A 19102-nucleotide genomic window follows, 5' to 3' on the forward strand; every position below is an offset into this window, starting at 1 on the left:
GCGGCCCCCCACATAGTTCCCTTCCCGACAGACGATCTTGGGTGCGCGAGATCGAGTTTGCCGATCCTTCGCAGAGCTTCGAGTGGGCGAACAATCTTGTTCACAGCCGCATTGCGACGTTGCTCAAGTCGAACCGGCGCAGAAGCCTTGCAAGTTGGACAGCATGTGGACAGCGAGGTTTAACGCCGTCGCTGCATATCCCAGGACCAATGCTAAGTCCTTGGGAAGAATGGCGCGCCCGAAAGGATTCGAACCTCTGACCCTCAGATTCGTAGTCTGATGCTCTATCCAGCTGAGCTACGGGCGCGTACCGGAGCAAGCAGCGCGAGGCGTGCCGACCCGATGGCGCGGAGATAGCCGCTCTCGTTCGTCTTGGCAACCCTGAAATGACGCCGGCTCTCTGCCATGTGGACAAGCCTGCCAGCCAGGGCCGGGCGCCTCGCTTGCGAAGGCGTCCCGGCAGGGCAATGCGGCCTGCCGGGGCAAGGGGCGGAGCGCGCTCTAGAAATTGACCTTGTCGGCGCCCTTGAGCTGCAACTCCTCGCGGGCATCCTCGGGCGTCGCGACCTCGAGGCCGAGGCCTTCGATGATCATGCGGGCGGCGCGGACCTGGTCGGCGTTGGATTTCGCCAGCTGTCCCGGCCCGAGCCAGAGCGAATCCTCCAGGCCGACGCGCAGGTTTCCACCCATCGAGACCGCCATCGCCGCGATTGGCAATTGGTGGCGGCCGGCGCCGAGCACCGACCAGTGATACTGGTCGCCGAAGAGCCGGTCGGCGGTGCGCTTCATATGGATGACATCCTCGGGATGCGGGCCGATGCCGCCGAGGATGCCGAAGACCGACTGGACGAAGAAGGGCGGCTTGACCAAGCCTTTGTCGACGAAATGCGCCAGCGTGTAGAGATGGCCAATATCGTAGCACTCGATCTCGAAACGCGTGCCGTTCTCCGCACAGGTGGTCAGGATGTTCTCGATGTCCTGGAAGGTGTTCTTGAAGATGCGGTCCTTCGAGCCTTCGAGATAGGGCCGCTCCCAATCATGCTTGAAGTCCTTGAAGCGGTTCAGCATCGGGTAGAGGCCGAAATTCATCGAGCCCATATTGAGCGAGGCGACCTCGGGCTTGAAATGGGCGCAAGGGCCGAGCCGCTCCTCGATGCCCATGGTCGGTGCACCGCCGGTCGTGATGTTGATGACGGCGTTGGAGCGCTGCTTGATGACCTTCAGGAAGGGCTCGAAGGCTGCCGGCGACTGGTCGGGTTGGCCGGTTACCGGGTTGCGGGCATGGAGATGGACCAGCGCCGCACCGGCCTCGGCCGCGCCGACCGCCGCCTCGATGATCTCGTCGGCCGTCACCGGCAGATAGGGCGACATGGAGGGGGTGTGGATCGCGCCGGTGACCGCGCAGGTGATGATGACTTTGCGGTTCTTCGCCATGGTCTGGCTCCTGTCGATTGAAGTGATCCGGGTTTCTTGAAACTCAGCCCTCATCCTGAGGAGCAGCCGGAGGCTGCGTCTCGAAGGATGCTCCAGTGGTTCCCGGCGCCTCCTGGACCATCCTTCGAGACGCCGCTGTGCGGCTCCTCAGGATGAGGGCTGTGGGATGTATCGCGTTCATGTCGGCTTGCGGCTCGCCGTACGCTTATGCGCCTGCAGGGCTGCAAGTCGGGTGTCGCGCCAGTCGCTCAGGCGCTTGACGCGCTCGGGAGATTGCGTACCGGGCCATTCGCGCATGACCTCGGCGACGGTGTCTTCCCCGAACGGGTTGCCGAGGCCCTCGGACGATTTGACCATGCGGTTCAGAGACTCGGCATAGCGGGCGCAATAATCGGGAATGCCGCCGGGCGCATTGAGTTCGATCGTCTCGAACGGCCCCATGAAGGACCAGCGCAGGCCGAGCCCGTCGCGGATCGTCTTGTCGACATCCTCGGCGCTCGCCACCCCTTCGCCGACGAGGCGGAAGGCTTCCGCCAGCAGCACGGCCTGGAGGCGGTTGAGCACGAAGCCGGGTTTCTCCTTACGCAGCGTGATCGGCACCTGGCCGGCCTGCTCATAGAGCGTCTTGGCGCGGGCGACGATCGCAGGATCGGTCCAGGGCGCGGGCGCGAGCTCGACGATCGGCACGAGATGGGGCGGGTTGACCGGATGGGCGACGAGGCAGCGGGCGCGACCTGCGAGGTTCTCGCTGAAGACGGAGGCCATGATGAAGGAGGTGGAGGAGGCGAGGATGGTCGAGGGCGCCGCGAGCCCGTCCATCTCGGCGAAGAGCGCCTGCTTGGCCTCAATCGTCTCCGGTCCGTTCTCCTGGACGAGTTCGGCGCCGGCCAGCGCGTCCGTGAGACCGGTGGCGACGCGAATGCGGGCAGCCGAGCCCTTGGGATCGTCGACGAGGCCGTGGCTGGCGAGCTCATCGAGATTGGTCGCGATATGGGCGCGGGCCGCCTCGGCCGCGCCCGGCGCGACGTCATGCAGCGCGACCTCGAAACCGTGGCTGGCGAAAACGGTGGCCCAGGCGCGTCCGATCAGGCCGGAGCCGACGATGGCGATCTTTGTCATGCGGGGAGATCCTTCGGAATACGCTTGAAATCCTCAGCCCTCATCCTGAGGAGCGTTCCGCAGGAACGCGTCTCGAAGGATGCTTCAGCAGTCTCCGGAACCTCCTGGAGCATCCTTCGAGACGCCGCTTCGCGGCTCCTCAGGATGAGGGCTGCTGGTGGCAAAAGGTGCAGCATCACAGCCACAGCACCTGCCGGCGCAGCGCCAGATCCTGGCTGAGGGCGCGCGAGGGGCCGGTGTGGACGACCGCGCCGCGCTCCAGCACGACGGTGCGGTCAGACAATGCCAAAGCGAGATCGAGATGATGGTCGACGATCACGATCGCGATCTCCTGTCTCAGCTTGTCGAAGGCCTCGAACAATTCCTCGACGACGGCCGGCGCCAGGCCCTCGAAGGGCTCGTCCAGCAGCAGCACGCGGGTGTCGCCCGAAAGCGCGCGCGCGACCGCCACCATCTGCTGTTCGCCGCCCGAGAGGTAATCGGCCGGGGAATGCCAGCGCTGCTTGATGCGCGGGAAGAAGGCGAAGATCTTGTCGTCGTCCCAATGCGAACCATTGCCGGTCAGGCGCTTGAGCCGGCCGAGTTCCATATTGTCCTTGACGCTCATGCCGGCAAAAAGCCCGCGTCCTTGCGGCACATAGGCGATGCCGGCGCGCGCGATCACGGCTGGCGGCTGCCTGGCGATATCGGAGCCTGCGAGCGTGATCGTGCCGGCCGCCGGCGGGGCGATGCCGGTGATGGTCTTGAGCAGGGTCGATTTGCCGGCGCCGTTGCGGCCAAGCAAGGCGACGATCTCGTTCTCATGCACGTCGAGGGCGACCTGCCGCAGGATATGGCTCTTGCCGTAATAGGTGTCGACGCCGTCGAGCCCGAGCAGCACGGCCTCGCGCGCCGCGCTCTCGCGCGGCTTTTCGGCGAGTGCATGCGCGCCCGAGCCGATATAGACCTCCTGCACGCGCGGCGATGAACGCGCATCCTCGACGGTGCCGTCGACCAGCACCGAGCCCTCGTTCATGACGGTGACGTGGTCGGCGATGGCGAAGACGCGGTCGATATCGTGCTCGACCAGCAGCACGGGCAAATCGATCGAGATCGACTTGATCAGATTGCCGACGCGTTCCCGTTCGGCGGCGGCCAGGCCGGCCAGGGGCTCGTCGAGCAGCAGCACGCGCGGCTTGGTCGCAAGTGCCAGCGACATGTCGAGCAGGCGCTGGCCGCCATAGCTGAGCGAGCCCGCTTCCGCACCCTCGATTCCGCGCAGGCCCATGGTGTCGATGACCTGGCTGGTCTCGTCATTGACCTGCGCCAGCGAGGAGGCGGCGCGCCAAGGCGCGAAGCGCGCGCCTGAGCGTGCCTGCACGGCAAGCCGGACATTCTCCGCGACCGTGAGCGTCGGGAACAGGTTGGTGATCTGGAAGGCGCGCCCGATGCCGGCCTGGGTGATCGCCTCGGGCGAGAGCCCGGCGATCTGGCGCTCGCGCAGCCGGACCTCTCCGCGATCGGGCTTGAACAGGCCTGAGATCAGGTTGAAGGCCGTGGTCTTGCCGGCGCCGTTGGGGCCGATCAGCGCATGCAGGCGGCGGTCCTGCATCGTGATGTCGACGCCCTCGACAGCCTTGATGCCGCCAAAGCTCTTGGCGAGGCCGGTTGCGCGCAGGATCGGCCCATCGACGCTGTCTGCGGGTTTCATGAAGGCCGGCAGCGTCACCGCGCCGGCCTGGCGGGCCGACATCGCCGCATCGCCATCAAGCTGCTTGCGGAAGGGGCGCAGCATACGCTCTCCAACGCCGACGAGACCGGTCGGGGAGAAGACGATAAAGGCGACGAAGAGCAGACCGAACCAGAACAGCCAGTTTTCGGTCGCGCTCGAGAGATAGTCGCGGAAGATGACGAAGAAGAGCGCGCCCAGCGCCGGCCCGAGGAAGGAGCGCATGCCGCCGATGACGACCATGGCCAGCAATTCGCCGGAGAAGGCGACCGAGATCGGGTCGGCCGAGGTCATGCGGTTGTTGAACAGCAGGAGCGAGCCGGCAAGCCCGGTCAGCCCGGCCGAGAGCGTAAAGGCGGCGAGCTTGTAGCGGTCGGTCGCATAGCCGAGGAAACGGGCGCGTTGTTCGTTCTCGCGGATCGCGACCAGAACGGTGCCGACCGGCGAGCGCTGGAAGCGCCAGAGCGCGAAGACCACCACCATGCCGATGGTGGCGACGAGCATGTAGAAGGGCAGGGCCGCCTCGAAATCGATGCCGAGGAAGAGCGGGCGCTTGATGCCGCCCAAGCCATCCTCGCCGCCGGTCACTGCTGTCCAGCGAAAGGCGACGGAATAGGTCATCGCGGCGAGCGCCAGCGTCAGCAGCGAGAAATACACGCCCTTGCGACGCAGGATCAGCGCCCCGAAGGCGAAGGCGATGAGCGCCACAAAGGCGATCGCGAGCAGGATCGGCAAGGCGAACTGGCCGGGGAACCAGTTGCGCTGCACCAGCCCTGCGGCATAGGCGGCAAGCCCGAACCAGGCGCCATGGCCGAAGGAGACGAGCCCGGTCGTGCCGACCAGGATGTTCAGCGCCATGCAGGCGATGGCGAAGACGACGATTTCGGTCGCCGAGGTGGTGCCGAGCCCGATCGCATGCATCAGGGAGGGCAAGGCGAGGAGGCCCGCTGCCGCGATCAGGAGCGGCGCATAGTCGCGCTGGGAGGGTGTCATGGCGTCCCTCACTCGAAGCGCTGGATGCGTTCGCCGAACAGGCCACGGGGCCTGAACAGCAGAACGAGCAGCATCATCAGATAGATCACGGCGGTCGACCATTGCGTAAGCCCAAGCCCGATGGTGATGCCCTTGACCAGGCCGACCATCAGCGCGGCCACCACGACGCCCCAGAAGGAGCCCAAGCCGCCGATGACGACGACGACGAAGGCCGGCGTGATGATCTCCTGGCCCATGGCGGGATGGATCGAATAGATCGGCGCCAGCAGGACACCGGCGAGCCCCGCAAGCCCGATGCCGAGGCCGGCGACCGCGACCATATAGGGCTGCAGCGAGATGCCGAGCGCGCCGACCATGTCGGGGTTCTGCACGCCGGCGCGCACGACGCGGCCAAAGGCGGTGCGCTGGAGCAGGAACCAGAGGCCGAGCACACAAGTCGCTGCGATCAGCAAGAGCAAGGCGCGGTAGCGCGAATAGATGAACTCGCCGAGAAAGATCTGGCCGCGCAATGCGGCGGGAATCGAGAAGGAGAGCGGTGGCGCGCCGAAAATCATGCGCAGCGACTGCTCCGCCACCATGGCGAGGCCGAAGGTCAGGAGCAGAGAGAGGATCGGGTCAGAGCGGTAGAAGCGCTGGAACAGGCCGCGCTCGACGACGATGCCGATCAGCGCCACCAGCAGCGGCGAGGCGATGATCGCGCCGCCGAAGCCGATATGGGGCGCGAGCACGATCGTGAGATAGGCGCCGATGGCGTAGAAGGCGCCATGGGCCAGGTTGACGATGCCGCCGAGCGAGAAGATCAGGGACAGGCCAAGCGCGATCAGGAGATAATAGACCCCGTCGAGCAGCCCGTTCAGTACCTGCTGGATGAAGAGGGTGAGCAAGGGTTGGCTTTCGTTCAGCGGTTAAGGCGAAACGGGATGACGCAAGGAGCCACCCCGTCATCCTGGGCGCCCGGAGGGCGTCCCGGGATCCATCGAAGGGCGGTGGCGCTCTAGGATGGATCCCGGAGCTGCGCGGCTGCGCCGCTTGTCCAGGATGACGGTGAGGTTGTTGATCGATCTCAACTCATCCTGCAGACGGCCTCGTCGCCCTGGGTGGCGATGACTTCGAGATCCTCGCTCGGGCCAGGCACCGGCGGCGATGAGGTGAAGAGGTCCCACTGGTTCTTCACCTGCGCCGCCGGCAGGGCGGTGATCGTGTACATCTCGCTCATGAGCTGGTGGTCGGAGGCGCGGAAATAGCCGGGTCGCGTCTTCATCACGTCGAACTTCGCGCCCTTCTCCCAATATTCGAGGATTTTTGCGGTGTCCGTGCTCTTCAGCTCGTTCATCGACTGGGCCATGATCTTCACGGCCATGTAGTCGCCCCAGGCTTGGTTCTCCGGCGGCTTGCCGTATTTCTTGGTGAAGGCCGCGACGAACTTCTTGGTCTCGGGCGTGTCGATCAGGTGATGCCAGACGCAGGGCCAGACGCCGCCGAAATTGTCCTTGCCCGCGGCCCAGGCGAGCGCCGTGTCGAAGCCGAAGCCGGCGACCGGGAAGCTCAGTCCGAACTCGGAATACTGCTTCAGGAAATTGGTGATCTGGTTGCCGGCGAGGTTGGAGATCACCAAATCGGGCTTTGCGGCGCGGATCTCGATCAGCAGCGCCGAGAAGTCGGTCGCGTCGGTCGGCACCAGCTTGTTGGCGGCGAACTGGCCGCCATTGGCCTCCATGAAGCGCTTGGCGACCTTGAGCAGGTCATGGCCGAAGGCGTAGTCGGCGGTCAGCGAGAACCACTTCTTGCCCTTGACCAGCCCCTGCGCCATCAGCGAGCGGCCGCAGCTCTTCACATACATCGAGTTCTGGTGCTCGACATGGAACATGTAGCGGTTGCAGCTTTCGCCGCGCAGCGCGTCGGAATTGCCGCCGGTATTGACGAAGAGCGTCTTGTTGCGGGCCGCGACCTGCGAGATCGTCAGGCAGGAGGCGGAGGAAATCTCGCCGAGGATACAGGCGACCTTGTCGCGCTCGATCATGCGCTCGGCCTTGGTCGAGGCGGTCTGCGGATTGACCGAATCCTCCTTCAACACCTCGAGCTTGCGGCCATTGACGCCGCCGGCCGCGTTGATCTCCTCGACTGCGAGATCGACCGCCATCACGCCGTACTCTCCGAGCGGGCCGAGGAAGCCGGTGCGCGGCGTCAGATGCCCGTAGCGGATGGCGTCGGGCGTCTGCGCCAGGATCAGCGAGGGGCTGGCGATCAGCCCGGTCGCTGCGCCCGCACTGAGGCCGACCAGCGCTTGACGGCGCGAGACGCGGAATTTCGATGGCTGTCGATCTGTCATAGGCGTTCCTCCCAGAACGGTTCCGCGCTTTGCGCTGGATTGTCGAGCCGTGGTCTTTTTGAAGTCGCGGTCTTGGAGCCGCTTGTCGTGATCTGTGATCACAGTTAGGTTGGCAGACATGATTGGCCATGTCCAGCCCTCGCCCGTTCCTGCCGCTGCCGTGGCCGATGATGCGCCCAATGCGGCGGAGATACCGCGCGATCCCTGGGCACTGGAGGAGGTTGGCACGCTGGCGCGCGAGACCCTGGGCGAGCGGGTCACCACCGAATTGCGTGCGCTCCTGGTCGCAGGCCGTCTCGCGCCGGGCGAGAAATTGTCGCTGCGCCGTGTCGCCGAGGCGCTCGGCGTCTCGATGATGCCGGTGCGCGAGGCGGTCAGCCGGCTCGCTGCCGACGGGGCGCTCGAGGTTCTGCCGGGGCGGGCGGTGCGCGTGCCGGTGCTGACGCTGGCACAGTTCCGGGAGCTGACGCGATTGCGGCTGGTCGTCGAGGGCTTCGCCGCCGAGGAGGCGGCGCGCAAGGTGACGCTGGACCAGCTCGCCCGGATCGCGGCGCATGAGGCCGCCTTCCGGCAGGCCGCAAGCGCCGAGGCGCCGGACCCGGCCGGCGCGGTCGCCGCCAATCGCGACCTGCATTTCGCCCTCTACGAGGCGGCGGGCATGCCGAGCCTGGTCGAGATGATCGAGCGGCTCTGGCTCAAGGCTGGGCCGATCCTCAATCTCGACATGCGTCACGAGCCGCGCCGGCTCAAGGGCGGCCGCGCCATGCAGGAGCATGAGAAGCTGCTCGCGGCCCTGCGGCGCGGCGACGCGGCGGCAGCGCGGGCGGCGCTGGAAGCCGACATCGGCGCGGCAGCGGCACATATCGAACAGACAGGGCAGCTCAAGGAATCGGAATGATTCCACCAGCTTGATTCCACCAGCGAGCCCGCAGCACAGGGAAGGAAGCGTCATGGATTTGCAGATCGAGGGCTTGCGCGTGCTCGTCACCGCCGGCGCGGGCGGCATCGGGCGCGCCACGGCGCGCGCCTTCGCAGCCGAGGGAGCGAAGGTGCATATCTGCGACGTCGATCGTGATGGGCTGGCCGCGATGGCGCAAAGCGACCCGGCGATCACGCAATCGGTCTGCGACGTCTCCGACCGCAAGGCCGTGGGCGGGATGTTCGGGGAGGCGCTGGCGGCGTTGGGCGGGCTCGACTGCCTGGTCAACAATGCCGGCATCGCCGGGCCGACAGGCCGCGTCGATGAGATCGATCCGGCGGACTGGGACGCTTGCGTCGCCATCGACCTGACCGGCCAGTTCAACTGCACGCGGCTTGCGGTGGAGCATCTCAAGCAGTCCGCCAACGCCAGCATCGTCAACCTGTCGAGCCAGGCGGGGAAGCACGGCTTTCCCTTGCGCTCGCCTTATGCGGCGGCGAAATGGGGCGTGATCGGCTTCACCAAGGCGCTGGCCGCCGAACTCGGCGAGTTCGGCATCAGGGCGAACGCGATCTGCCCGGGGCTGGTCGACGGCGCGCGCATCCAGAGCGTCATCGCCAACAAGGCGCGCAGCATGAATATCTCGCATGACGAGATGGCGGCGCGGCTCTTTGCCGGCGTCTCGATCAAGCGCTTCGTCGATCCAAACGACATCGCCAAGCAGATCGTTTTCCTGGCCTCGCCCTTCGGCAAGACGATCTCGGGCCAGGAGGTCTCGGTCTGCGGCGATACGCGGATGCTGAGCTGATCTATCCGGAAAGGGCGAACGAACCTCGTCGTCATCCTGGACAAGCCGCGTAAGCGGCGCAGCTCCGGGATCCATCGGAGGGCTCCGGAGCTCTACGATGGATCCCGGGACTTCGCGGAGTTTATCCTTGGGCCGATCGAAGATCGGACCCGAGGGCGAAGCCCAGGATGACGGCGAGAGGTGGGACCGGCCGTCAGCCCACGTCGATCTGCTGGGCGAGCTTGATCGGGCGGCCCTTAGGCAGCTTCTCGGCGATGCCGTAGAGCTGCTCGCGGCGGTCGATCTCGCGCCAGACATCGTCGGGCGCGATGCCGATCTCGCTCCAGAGCACCACCAGATTATAGATCAGGTCGGCGCTTTCGAGGATGGTGCGGCGGCGGTCGCCCTGCACGGCTTCGAGCCCGACCTCGACGGCCTCCTCGGCGACCTTCTTGGCCATTTTCGGCATGCCTTCGCCGAGCAGCTTGGCGGTGCGCGAAAAGGCGGGATCGCGCGAACGTGCTGCGAGGACGGCGGCGTGCAATCTGCTGACCGAATCAACCATTCCTAGAGCGTCACCCCGCTGCATGTGGGTTTCATGACAGCCGCGTCGGGGCAGGCCCGGCGGGCGAATCATTCGTCGGCTCAATTTAACGCGGATGTGCCCAAGGGGAAGGAGAATTGGGGGATTGAGCTGGAGGCGCAACCGTTACAGTATCGGTCCGACGCTGTAACTCTTTGAGTTTGCATCGACTTCTTCCGAAAACCGGACTCTGCTTTTCGGAGCGATGCTCTAAGGTTTGGCGAAGGGCGCAAACAATGTCGCGACCTCAAGATAGACCTCGCGCTTGAAGGGGATGATCAAGGCAGGCGTCCGCTCCAGCTTCTCCCAGCGCCAGGCGTCGAACTCGGCCTTGTGGCCGCCGGCGGGGGTAAGCGTATTGATCTCGTCATCAGGGCCGTCGAGGCGGAAGGCGAACCATTTCTGTGCCTGGCCGCGCCAGCGCCCCCTCCAGGCCTCCTTGCCGATATCGACAGGCAGGTCGTAGCTGAGCCAGCCGGGCGCCTCAGCGAGCAGGGTCGCGGAGGTGACGTTGGTCTCCTCCTGCAACTCGCGCCTCGCCGCCTGGAGCGGCGTCTCGCCCGCATCGATGCCGCCCTGCGGCATCTGCCATTCATGGCCTTCCGCGACATGCTCGCGCAGGCTGCGATTGGCGCGCCGTCCCATGAAGACGAGGCCCTGCCTATTGAACAGCGCGAGGCCGACGCAAGGTCGATAGCCCTTGGGTGGGGAAGCGATCATCGCAGAGAGCCTGTCGAGGACGGGTTTCGGAAGCCGCGCGCCGCGCTGACCGGCACGACGAGGATGCCCTTGGCCTCGAGCGACTGGGCCCAGCGCGCGATCCGCTCGATCGAGACGGGCAGGGCGCTCGCCGAGGCGATGACGATGCCCTGCTCGCGCGCCAGCGCTTCCAGCATGGCGAGTTCCTTGTCGATCGCGTCGGCCCGGGCGACCGTGTCGATGACGCGATCGACCTTCATCGCCGGGATCTGGGCGCGCGTGGCCGAGGTCGCGAGCAGGCTGCGCGAGGAGGAGCCGTCATCGACGACGATGAGCCCGCGTCCGGAGATCTCGCGCAGGATCGGCGAGAGCGCGGCGTCGTCCGCGGTCAGGCGCCCGCCGAGGAAATTGACGATGCCGACATAGCCGGTGAAGCGCCCGAGCACCCATTGCAGCCGGTCGATATTCTCAGCCGCCTTCGGGCCGGTCAGCAGGGTTTGCGGGCCAGGGTCGTTGTCGGGATAGTCGAACGGCTCCATCGGCACCTGGAGGAAGATCTCGTGGCCCTCGCCGCGCGCACGCTGGACCGTGCGCTCCAGCTCCGGACCATAGGGCGCGAAGGCCAGCGACACCGCGCCCGGCAATTTGGCGATGGCGTCGGCAGTGCCGCTCTGGCTGATGCCGAGGCCGCCGACGAGGAGGGCTATCCGCCCTGCCGGCTTGGTCGTGGGCTGCGGCCCGAGCGGGCGGGCATAGATCTGGGCGGGCGTCGCGCCGTCGGGGCCGGTCTTCGGCAGCAGGCCGTAGCGCGTGCGCTCGACCAGCCGGCTGTCGGGGGAGGGGGCGAGCTTTATCGTCGCAGGGCTGTCGGGAATGGTGATGACGATCGAGCCAGGCGCTTCCGCGCCTGCGCCCGGGCGCACCACGGTCACGCCGGCTTCGGTTTCTAGCTGACTGGCGCTGGCCTGGGTCCGGAGTTCCGGAGTGGAAGTCGTCGGAGCGGACGATGAGGCTTGCGATTGGGGGCTACGCTTTTCGATCAGCGCCGTCGCCATCGGCTCGCCGCCATCGGGATCGCGGCGCGTCGCGATGAGGAGCAGGAGAGCGATGACCGCAAGGCCCACAGCGCCGCTTGCCCCCATGGCAAGCCAAAGGCCCCATGGTTTGCCATGAGGCGCGGGGCGATTCTGGCCGAGCGGCCGATTGAGCTCGGTGAGCGGCGTTCCGGCCAAGGGCAGCCGTCCTCAGCTAAGAGAGCAAAGACTTTAAGCAAGCATGCCGGTCCCCGAGAGCGAGTCCGGTTCCCGGCAGCATGATCGCGCGGCCCGAATCAACGGCCCGCGCGCCTAGTCTTGTCGTGTGGCGAGCCGCGCGTCGAGTGCCGGGCGGCGCGTCTCCCGTGCTCAGTTCGGCTTCGGCGCCTCGGGGGCCGGCGTCGGCGCGGGTGCGGCGGCGTCCTTCTTGACGCCGCGCAGCAGGTCGAGTGCCGCGATCAGCTGCGTATCCTTCAACGGATCGTTGGGCACGTAGGAGGCCGAGCCGGACTGCTCTTCCTTGCCGTCGACCGTCTTGAGATGGCCCTTGAGGGAGGCCTCGCCCTTGCTTTCGCCGAGCTTGTCCTTGAGCTCGGCTGGGATCTCCTGCGCGACCTCGACATCGGGCGTGATGCCCTTGGCCTGGATCGAGTTGCCCGACGGCGTGTAGTAGCGCGCCGTGGTCAGGCGCAGGCCGCCATTGGCGCCGAGCGGGATCACGGTCTGGACCGAGCCCTTGCCGAAGGAACGCGTGCCCATGATGGTCGCGCGCTTATGGTCCTGCAGCGCGCCGGCGACGATTTCGGCCGCCGAGGCGGAGGAGCCGTTGATCAGCACGACGACGGGCTTGCCCTTGGTCAGGTCGCCGCCCGGCTTGGCGTTGAAGACCTGGGTCTCCTCGGCGTTGCGGCCGCGCGTCGAGACGATCTTGCCACGCTCGAGGAAGGCGTTGGAGACCAGCACGGACTGGTCGAGACGGCCGCCGCGATTGTTGCGAAGGTCGATGACGTAGCCCTTGATCTTGTCCTTGCCGATCTCGCTGTTGACCTTCTCGATGCCCTTGCGCAGGCCGTCATAGGTCTGCTCGCTGAAGGTGCCGATGCGGATATAGCCGACGTCGTTTTCGACGCGTTCCTCGACAGCCGGCACCACGATGGTGGTGCGGGTCAGGGTGAATTCGAGCGGATCGGTCTTGCCCGGGCGCTCGATCTTGAGCTTGACCTGGGTGTTGATGATACCGCGCATCTTCTCGACCGCCTGGGTCAGGCTCAGGCCCTTGACCTCGTCGCCGTCGATCTGGCGGATGATGTCGTTGGAGAGGATGCCGGCCTTGGAGGCGGGCGTGTCGCGGATCGGCTTGGCGACCTTGAGGACGCCGTCCTCCATCGTCACTTCGATGCCGAGCCCGCCGAACTGACCGCGCATGTCGGTGTCCATGTCGCGGAAGCTCTTGGCGTCGAGATAGCCCGAATGCGGATCGAGCGAGGAGACCATGCCGTTGATGGCGGCTTCGATCAGCTTCTGTTCATCCGGCTTCTCGACATAATCGGTGCGGATCTTCTCGAAGATGTCACCGAACAGGTTGAGACTGCGATAAACCTCGGCGGAGGCCGCGACCGCGCTGGTCGAGGTGAACAGCTTTGTCTGGGTGACCAGACCGGTCAGGCCGGCGCCCATGACCGCACCGGCGAAAACGAGGGAAACCTTGCGCATCATCCGCGAACCTTTTCGCCTTGCGGTTTCGTCCACCACGGCGTCGGATCGACCGAAACGCCGTCTTTTCTGAACTCTATATAAAGAACCGGTTGCCCGGTTCCAGAACCTACGATCGTCGCGGCAGCTTCCGACGTTTCGCCCATCACCGCAACCGGTTCTCCCGCGAGGACGAACTGATTCAGCGATACGTCGATGCGCTGCATTCCGGCCAGCAGCAGATAGTACCCCCCGCCGGCATTCAGGATCAAGAGTTGCCCGAAGGAGCGGAAGGGACCCGCATAAACCACCCAAGCGTCCGAAGGCGCCGAAACTAGGGCGTTGGGGCGCGTACTCACAGATATTCCACGCGTCGTGCCGCCTGCGCCGTCACTTTCGCCGAAACCACGCAATTGTGATCCCGCCGCCGGCAGGGGAAGCAAGCCCCGTGCCTCGGCGAAGGCGATCTTGGGCGCGAGCCGTGCGGGGTCCTTGAAGGCGAGTGCGGCCATGCGCTGGCGCTGCTCGCGGGTTTCCGATTCGAGGGCCTGGCGCGCGGTCTCGGCGGCGCGATTGGCCGTCGAGATCTCTTTTTCCATGCGTTCGACGAAATCGCGCAGGGAGCGCGCCTGCGCCGCGAGCTCGCCACTGACGCTGCGCTGCTCCTCGACGTCGCGTGCGGCGCCCGCCTCGCGCTCGCGCCTGGCTTCGATCAGCGAGGCCAGGCGCTGGCGTTCCGTCGCCAGCCCTTCCAATTCGGTGCTGATCGCCTTGCGGTCGCCGGTGATGTTCTCGCGCAGGCGCACCAGTTCGCCGAGATCGGAACCCAGGATCTCGATCTCCTGGCGCAGATCGGGCACGACCGCGCCCAGCAGCATCGAGGCCCGCACCGCCTCCAGAATATCCTCCGGGCTCACCAGCACCGCCGGCGGCGGACGCCGGCCGATGCGCTGCAGCGCCGCCAGCACTTCGGAGATCAAGCCGCGCCGGCCTTCGAGCGAACGCCGGATCGCCGCTTCGCTGGATTGCAGCAGGCCCAGCCTGTCCTCGATCGCGCCGATGCGCCGCTCGACGGCCTGGGTGCGCTGCGTCGCCTCGAGCAGGGCCTTGTTGAGGGCGGCGCGGTCGGCGCGGATGCCGGCGATCTCCGCCTCCAGCCTGCCGCGCGCCTCGACATTGCCGGCCAGGCGCTCCTCGATGGCCTTGAGCTCGGCCTCGCGGGCCTGTTTCTCGACCTGCTTGGCCTGTGCCTCGCGGGTCAATTGCTCGGGGTCGGGGGATTGAGCGGCGGCTGGGAGAGAGGCGATGAACAGGGCCAGTGACAGGCCAGCAAAGGCTTTGCGGGCCAGCCTGCAGGATGCGCGGAAGCCTTTATCCGATGGCATGCCTCGATGCCACGAGCGGGCCGGGCTGCGACATCCGCGAATCAGGGGCCGGAATAGTCTCATGCGCGATGATAGGGGTGTCCGGCGATGATCGTCATGGCTCTGTAGAGCTGTTCGAGCGCCAGCGCGCGCACGATCTGGTGCGGGATGGTCAAGGCCCCGAAGGCGATCGTCAGATCGGCCCGGTCGCGGATCTCGTCGCTGAGCCCGTCCGCGCCGCCGATGACGAGGTTGGCCGCCGCCGTGCCGGCATCGCGCGCAGTGGCGATCCTGGCCGCGAAGGCGTCGCTGCTCAGGCTGCGGCCGCGCTCGTCGAGCGCGATCAGCAGCCCGGGCGCGAGTTTGGCGGTGATGGCCTGGGCCTCGTCGCGCTTGCGCTCATCGGGCCGGCGGCCGCGGCTCTCGGCGAGCTCGACGATCTCGGGGCCGGACAAGCCCAGCCCGCGCCCGAGCGCCAGCGCGCGCTCGCGGTAGCGCTCGCACAACTCACGTTCCGGCCCGTCCTTGAGCCGGCCTATGGCGATGATGGCGAGGCGCAACGGCGCGCGTCTCGCTGCCTTAACTGACGAGGCGCTCGTTGGGCCTGTCGGCGCCCCACATCTTCTCGAGATTGTAGAACTGGCGCACTTCCGGGCGGAAGACGTGGACGATGATGTCGCCGGTGTCGATCAGCACCCAGTCGCAGGCCGGCATGCCCTCGACCTTGGGCGTGGGCAGGCCCGACGCCTTGAGGGCTTCGACCAGGCTGTCGGCGATGGAGGCGACATGACGGTTCACCCGGCCCGACGCGATGATCATCGCGTCAGCCAGTGAGGTCTTGCCGACGAGGTCGATGACGGTGACGTCTTCGGCCTTCATCTCTTCGAGAACATGCAATGCGAGGGCTACGCTGTCGGCGGATGGGTTTTCCGACACAGCGGCCTGGGGAAGCGGCTTGGGCTCGGCTTCACCAAGGGTTGAACGGTTCAGTTCCGTATCCTCTCGATCACGACGCGCTCACAGCGCGACGTGGTCAAATTACGCTCAGCGAGGCTAAAATTCAATCGGTTTCGGCCTGTTCGCGTAATTGCGTGGAGGAGAGCCCGGAGCGGCGGCCGTGCAGGAAGATCCAGGCCGGCGGCTTCGCACCGGCGAGCGCGGCGCCCTGGCTTTCCGAAATCCGCCAGCGTGAGAGCCAGTTGGCGGCGGGCGAGGCGACGGAGCTATGGGTCGAGCCCGGCCGGTCGATGATCGCGATCGGCATCATCCGGGCGATCGCGCGCCACTCGTTCCAGTGATGGAAGCTGGCGAGATTGTCCGAGCCCATCAGCCAGACGAAGTGGACGCCGGGGCAGCGCAGCTTCAGCGCGCGCAGCGTGTCGGCGGTGTAGCGGGTGCGCAGCCGCGCCTCGATTCCGGTGACATGGATGCGGGCATGGTCGGCGATCTCGCGCCCGAAGGCGACGCGCTCAGCCAAAGGCGGCAGGGCGGCGTTGTCCTTGAGCGGGTTGCCGGGCGTCACCAGCCACCAGACGCGGTCGAGCTGGAGCCGGCGCAGCGCGGTCAGGCTCGCCATGCGGTGGCCGTCATGGGCCGGGTTGAAGCTGCCGCCGAACAGGCCGATGCGCAGGCCTGGCGCATGGGGCGGCAGCCGCAGATGGTCGCTGCTCACGGCGAGATTCTGCGTCACGAACGAATCTGGCCGTCGCCATGGACACGGTATTTGAACGAGCAGAGCTGTTCGACGCCGACCGGCCCGCGCGCATGCATGCGGCCGGTCGCGATGCCGATCTCGGCGCCGAAGCCGAATTCGCCGCCATCGGCGAACTGGGTCGAGGCATTGTGCAGTACGATTGCCGAATCGACCTCGGCGAGGAAGCGCCGGGCGGCCTGCGCATCGTTGGCGACGATCGCCTCGGTATGATGCGAGCCGTAGCGCTCGATATGCTCGATCGCGGCGTCGAGCCCGGCGACGAGCTTCACCGCGATGATGCGGTCGAGGAACTCCGTCGCCCAATCCTGCTCGGTCGCGGGGCTGACGCGGGCGTCGAGCTCTTGCGTCGCGGCGTCGCCGCGCACGGCGCAGCCGGCGTCGAGCAGGGCGCTCACCAGCGGTTTCAGATGCGTCGCCGCGCAGGCCTCGTCGACCAGCAGGGTCTCGGCCGCGCCGCAGACGCCGGTGCGGCGCAGCTTGGCGTTGAGGGTGATGTCGCGGGCCATGGCGAGACCGGCGCTGGCATGGACATAGACATGGCAGTTGCCGTCAAGATGGGCGAAGACCGGCACGCGAGCGTCGCTCTGGACGCGGGCGACGAGGCTTTTTCCGCCGCGCGGCACGACGACGTCGACATGGCCGTCGAGCCCCTTGAGGATTTCGCCGACCGCTGCGCGGTCGCGGGTCGGCACGAGCTGGATCGCGTCGGCAGGCAAACCCGCCGCCTCCAGCCCCTGGCGCAGGGCAGCAGCGATCGCAGACGAGGTGCGGAAACTGTCGGAGCCGGCGCGCAGGATCGCGGCGTTGCCGCTCTTCAGGCAGAGCGCGCCGGCATCGGCTGTGACATTGGGGCGGCTTTCGAAGATCACCGCGATGACGCCGAGCGGCGTTGCGACACGCTCGAACCGCAAGCCGTTGGGCTGCGTCCAGTTCGCCAGCACACGGCCGACCGGATCAGGCAGGGCGGCCACGGAAGCGACGGCCTCGGCCACGCCGTCGAGGCGGGGCCGGTCGAGCAGCAGCCGGTCGATGAAGGCGGGGTTCTGGCCATTGGCCTTGGCGTCGGCGATATCGAGCGCGTTCGCTGCGAGGATATCCGCCGCGCTTGCGCGCAGGACGTCTGCCATCGCAATGAGCGCGGCGTCGCGTTTTGCCGCCGAGGCGAGCGCGACCAGGCGGGCGGCGGCGCGCGCGCGCCCGCCGAGATCGCCCATCAGCGCCGCGACATCGCCGCGCTCCTTGTCGGAAGAGACCACGCGCAGGGCGCTCTCGCTCGTCATGACCGGCCTATCCAAACCTTTATGCCTTCAGACCTTAGCCGACGCCCAGCGCCATGTCGTCCCGATGGATCATCTCGGCGCGGCCGGGATAGCCCAGTACCGCCTCGATGTCGCGCGAGGCCTTGCCCAGCACCAGCGCCGCCTCGTTTGCATCATAGGCGACGAGCCCACGTCCCAGCACCGCACCTTGCGGATCGCGGATCAGGACGGCGTCGCCGCGCGCGAAATCGCCCTCGATCCGGCTGACGCCGACCGGCAGCAGGCTCGCCCCGCCGCGCAGGGCCCGCGCCGCACCCTCGTCGACATGGAGCGCTCCGCGTGGCTCGAGCGAGCCGGCGATCCAGGTTTTCCGAGCGGTCGCGGGGGTGGAGGCGGTCAGGAACCAGGTGCAGCGCGCGCCATCGGCGATAGCACTGAGCGGGTTCTTGCCCCGTCCGTCGGCGATCAGCATATGCGTGCCGCCGGCGGCTGCGATCTTGCCGGCCTCGATCTTGGTGCGCATGCCGCCGCGCGAGAGTTCGGAGGCGGCGCCACCCGCCATGGCGTCGATCTGCGGCGTAATGCGCTCGACCAGCGGGATATGGCGTGCGCCGGGATCGCTGAGGGGCGGGGCGGTATAGAGACCGTCGATATCGGAGAACAGCACCAGCAGGTCGGCGCCGGCCATGGTCGCGACGCGGGCGGCGAGCCGGTCATTGTCGCCGTAGCGGATCTCGGCGGTGGCGACGGTGTCGTTCTCGTTGATCACGGGGATCGCACGCAGATCGAGCAGGCGGCCCAGCGTCGCGCGTGCATTGAGATAGCGCCGGCGCTCCTCGGTATCGGCGAGCGTCAGCAGGATCTGGCCGGCGGTGAGGCCGTGATGACTGAGCGCCTCGGCCCAGGTCCGGGCGAGCGCGATCTGGCCGACGGCCGCCGCCGCCTGGCTTTCTTCCAGCCGCAATGGGCCCGCGGGCAGGCCGAGCACGGTCCGCCCGAGCGCGATCGCGCCCGAGGAGACGACGAGCACATCGGCGCCGCGCTGGTGGAGTTCGGCGAGGTCCTCGGCGAGCGCGGCGAGCCAGGCCTGGCGCAAGCGGCCGCGCGCCCGGTCGACGAGCAGGCTGGAGCCGACCTTGACGACGATACGGCGGAACTGGTTCAGTGACGGCGTCTTCACGGCTGCGACCGGTTTGAACTTTCAGGACTTGTCGAACTTTCAAGCCTCGTTGAACTTTCAAGACTTGCAGCTTTGGCTGTTGGCGAAAACCGCGCGCTTGTAAAGCGCCGCCGATGGCGGCGTGGCCATGCCGAAAGCGGTTTCATCTGCTGGTTGCATTGACAAGGGCGATTCAAGCGCTCATATGGAGCCTGTCGATATTTAGGCCGAACGACGTGGCCCCGCGCATGAGAGTGCGCCTGCTGACGACCTTCACCGCTCAAAAAATCGAAAATTGGCGTGTGAGTG

17 protein-coding genes and 1 tRNA gene are annotated in these 19102 nt (G+C 66.9%); 2 read left to right on the forward strand and 16 right to left on the reverse strand.

Features of this window, described 5'->3' with window-relative positions; translation table 11 throughout:
* Positions 1 to 230: 230 nt before the first annotated feature.
* The 6 genes from RMR04_RS04740 to RMR04_RS04765 all read right to left on the reverse strand — a co-directional run bounded on the left by RMR04_RS04740 (position 231) and on the right by RMR04_RS04765 (position 7583).
* A tRNA-Arg gene (locus RMR04_RS04740) sits at positions 231 to 307 on the reverse strand.
* Positions 308 to 501: 194 nt separating this feature from the next.
* Positions 502 to 1434: a 3,5-dioxohexanoate:acetyl-CoA acetone transferase gene (locus RMR04_RS04745; RefSeq protein WP_311913254.1), complete on the reverse strand. Its 933-nt coding sequence runs from the start codon at positions 1432 to 1434 to the stop codon at positions 502 to 504.
* 177 nt (positions 1435 to 1611) lie between these two features.
* Positions 1612 to 2553: a 3-hydroxyacyl-CoA dehydrogenase gene (locus RMR04_RS04750; RefSeq protein WP_311913255.1), complete on the reverse strand. Its 942-nt coding sequence runs from the start codon at positions 2551 to 2553 to the stop codon at positions 1612 to 1614.
* A gap of 175 nt (positions 2554 to 2728) precedes the next feature.
* Entirely contained in the window at positions 2729 to 5254 is a 2526-nt protein-coding gene (locus tag RMR04_RS04755; protein ID WP_311913256.1) for a branched-chain amino acid ABC transporter ATP-binding protein/permease, read from the reverse strand.
* Between the two features lie 8 nt (positions 5255 to 5262).
* The gene (locus RMR04_RS04760; protein ID WP_311913257.1) at positions 5263 to 6138 is read right to left on the reverse strand and encodes a branched-chain amino acid ABC transporter permease; all 876 of its coding nucleotides are present in this window, start codon (positions 6136 to 6138) and stop codon (positions 5263 to 5265) included.
* Positions 6139 to 6317: 179 nt separating this feature from the next.
* Positions 6318 to 7583: an ABC transporter substrate-binding protein gene (locus RMR04_RS04765; RefSeq protein WP_311913258.1), complete on the reverse strand. Its 1266-nt coding sequence runs from the start codon at positions 7581 to 7583 to the stop codon at positions 6318 to 6320.
* A gap of 118 nt (positions 7584 to 7701) precedes the next feature.
* On the opposite strand from RMR04_RS04765, the gene RMR04_RS04770 reads away from it, so the two are divergent.
* Entirely contained in the window at positions 7702 to 8481 is a 780-nt protein-coding gene (locus tag RMR04_RS04770; RefSeq protein WP_311913259.1) for a GntR family transcriptional regulator, read from the forward strand.
* A gap of 52 nt (positions 8482 to 8533) precedes the next feature.
* Entirely contained in the window at positions 8534 to 9310 is a 777-nt protein-coding gene (locus RMR04_RS04775) for an SDR family oxidoreductase (RefSeq protein ID WP_311913260.1), read from the forward strand.
* Positions 9311 to 9503: 193 nt separating this feature from the next.
* Here the strand turns inward: RMR04_RS04775 and hisE are convergent, their stop codons facing one another.
* The 10 genes from hisE to proB form a co-directional block, all read right to left on the reverse strand.
* The gene (gene hisE / locus RMR04_RS04780; protein ID WP_311913261.1) at positions 9504 to 9854 is read right to left on the reverse strand and encodes a phosphoribosyl-ATP diphosphatase; all 351 of its coding nucleotides are present in this window, start codon (positions 9852 to 9854) and stop codon (positions 9504 to 9506) included.
* Positions 9855 to 10082: 228 nt separating this feature from the next.
* Positions 10083 to 10592 carry an RNA pyrophosphohydrolase gene (locus tag RMR04_RS04785; protein ID WP_311913263.1) on the reverse strand — a complete coding sequence of 170 codons (510 nt, stop codon included), beginning with the start codon at positions 10590 to 10592 and terminating at the stop codon, positions 10083 to 10085.
* The gene (locus RMR04_RS04790) at positions 10589 to 11803 is read right to left on the reverse strand and encodes a divergent polysaccharide deacetylase family protein (protein ID WP_311913264.1); all 1215 of its coding nucleotides are present in this window, start codon (positions 11801 to 11803) and stop codon (positions 10589 to 10591) included. The genes RMR04_RS04785 and RMR04_RS04790 overlap by 4 nt, the downstream gene beginning before the upstream one ends.
* Before the next feature lie 171 nt (positions 11804 to 11974).
* Entirely contained in the window at positions 11975 to 13318 is a 1344-nt protein-coding gene (locus RMR04_RS04795) for a S41 family peptidase (protein WP_311913265.1), read from the reverse strand.
* On the reverse strand, positions 13318 to 14682 hold the full coding sequence (locus RMR04_RS04800) for a murein hydrolase activator EnvC family protein (RefSeq protein WP_311913266.1): 1365 nt from the start codon (positions 14680 to 14682) through the stop codon (positions 13318 to 13320). Before RMR04_RS04800 ends, RMR04_RS04795 begins: the two co-directional genes overlap by 1 nt.
* A 59-nt stretch (positions 14683 to 14741) precedes the next feature.
* Entirely contained in the window at positions 14742 to 15221 is a 480-nt protein-coding gene (gene rlmH / locus RMR04_RS04805) for a 23S rRNA (pseudouridine(1915)-N(3))-methyltransferase RlmH (RefSeq protein ID WP_311913267.1), read from the reverse strand.
* Between the two features lie 19 nt (positions 15222 to 15240).
* Positions 15241 to 15540, reverse strand: a complete 300-nt coding sequence (gene rsfS / locus RMR04_RS04810; protein WP_069694060.1) for a ribosome silencing factor — start codon at positions 15538 to 15540, stop codon at positions 15241 to 15243.
* Positions 15541 to 15721: 181 nt separating this feature from the next.
* Entirely contained in the window at positions 15722 to 16351 is a 630-nt protein-coding gene (locus RMR04_RS04815; protein ID WP_311913268.1) for a nicotinate-nucleotide adenylyltransferase, read from the reverse strand.
* Entirely contained in the window at positions 16348 to 17589 is a 1242-nt protein-coding gene (locus tag RMR04_RS04820; protein WP_410492314.1) for a glutamate-5-semialdehyde dehydrogenase, read from the reverse strand. Before RMR04_RS04820 ends, RMR04_RS04815 begins: the two co-directional genes overlap by 4 nt.
* 100 nt (positions 17590 to 17689) lie before the next feature.
* Positions 17690 to 18814, reverse strand: a complete 1125-nt coding sequence (proB, locus tag RMR04_RS04825) for a glutamate 5-kinase (RefSeq protein WP_311913271.1) — start codon at positions 18812 to 18814, stop codon at positions 17690 to 17692.
* Between the last annotated feature and the right edge of the window lie 288 nt (positions 18815 to 19102).

The organism is Bosea sp. 685 (assembly GCF_031884435.1).
Classification (GTDB): domain Bacteria; phylum Pseudomonadota; class Alphaproteobacteria; order Rhizobiales; family Beijerinckiaceae; genus Allobosea.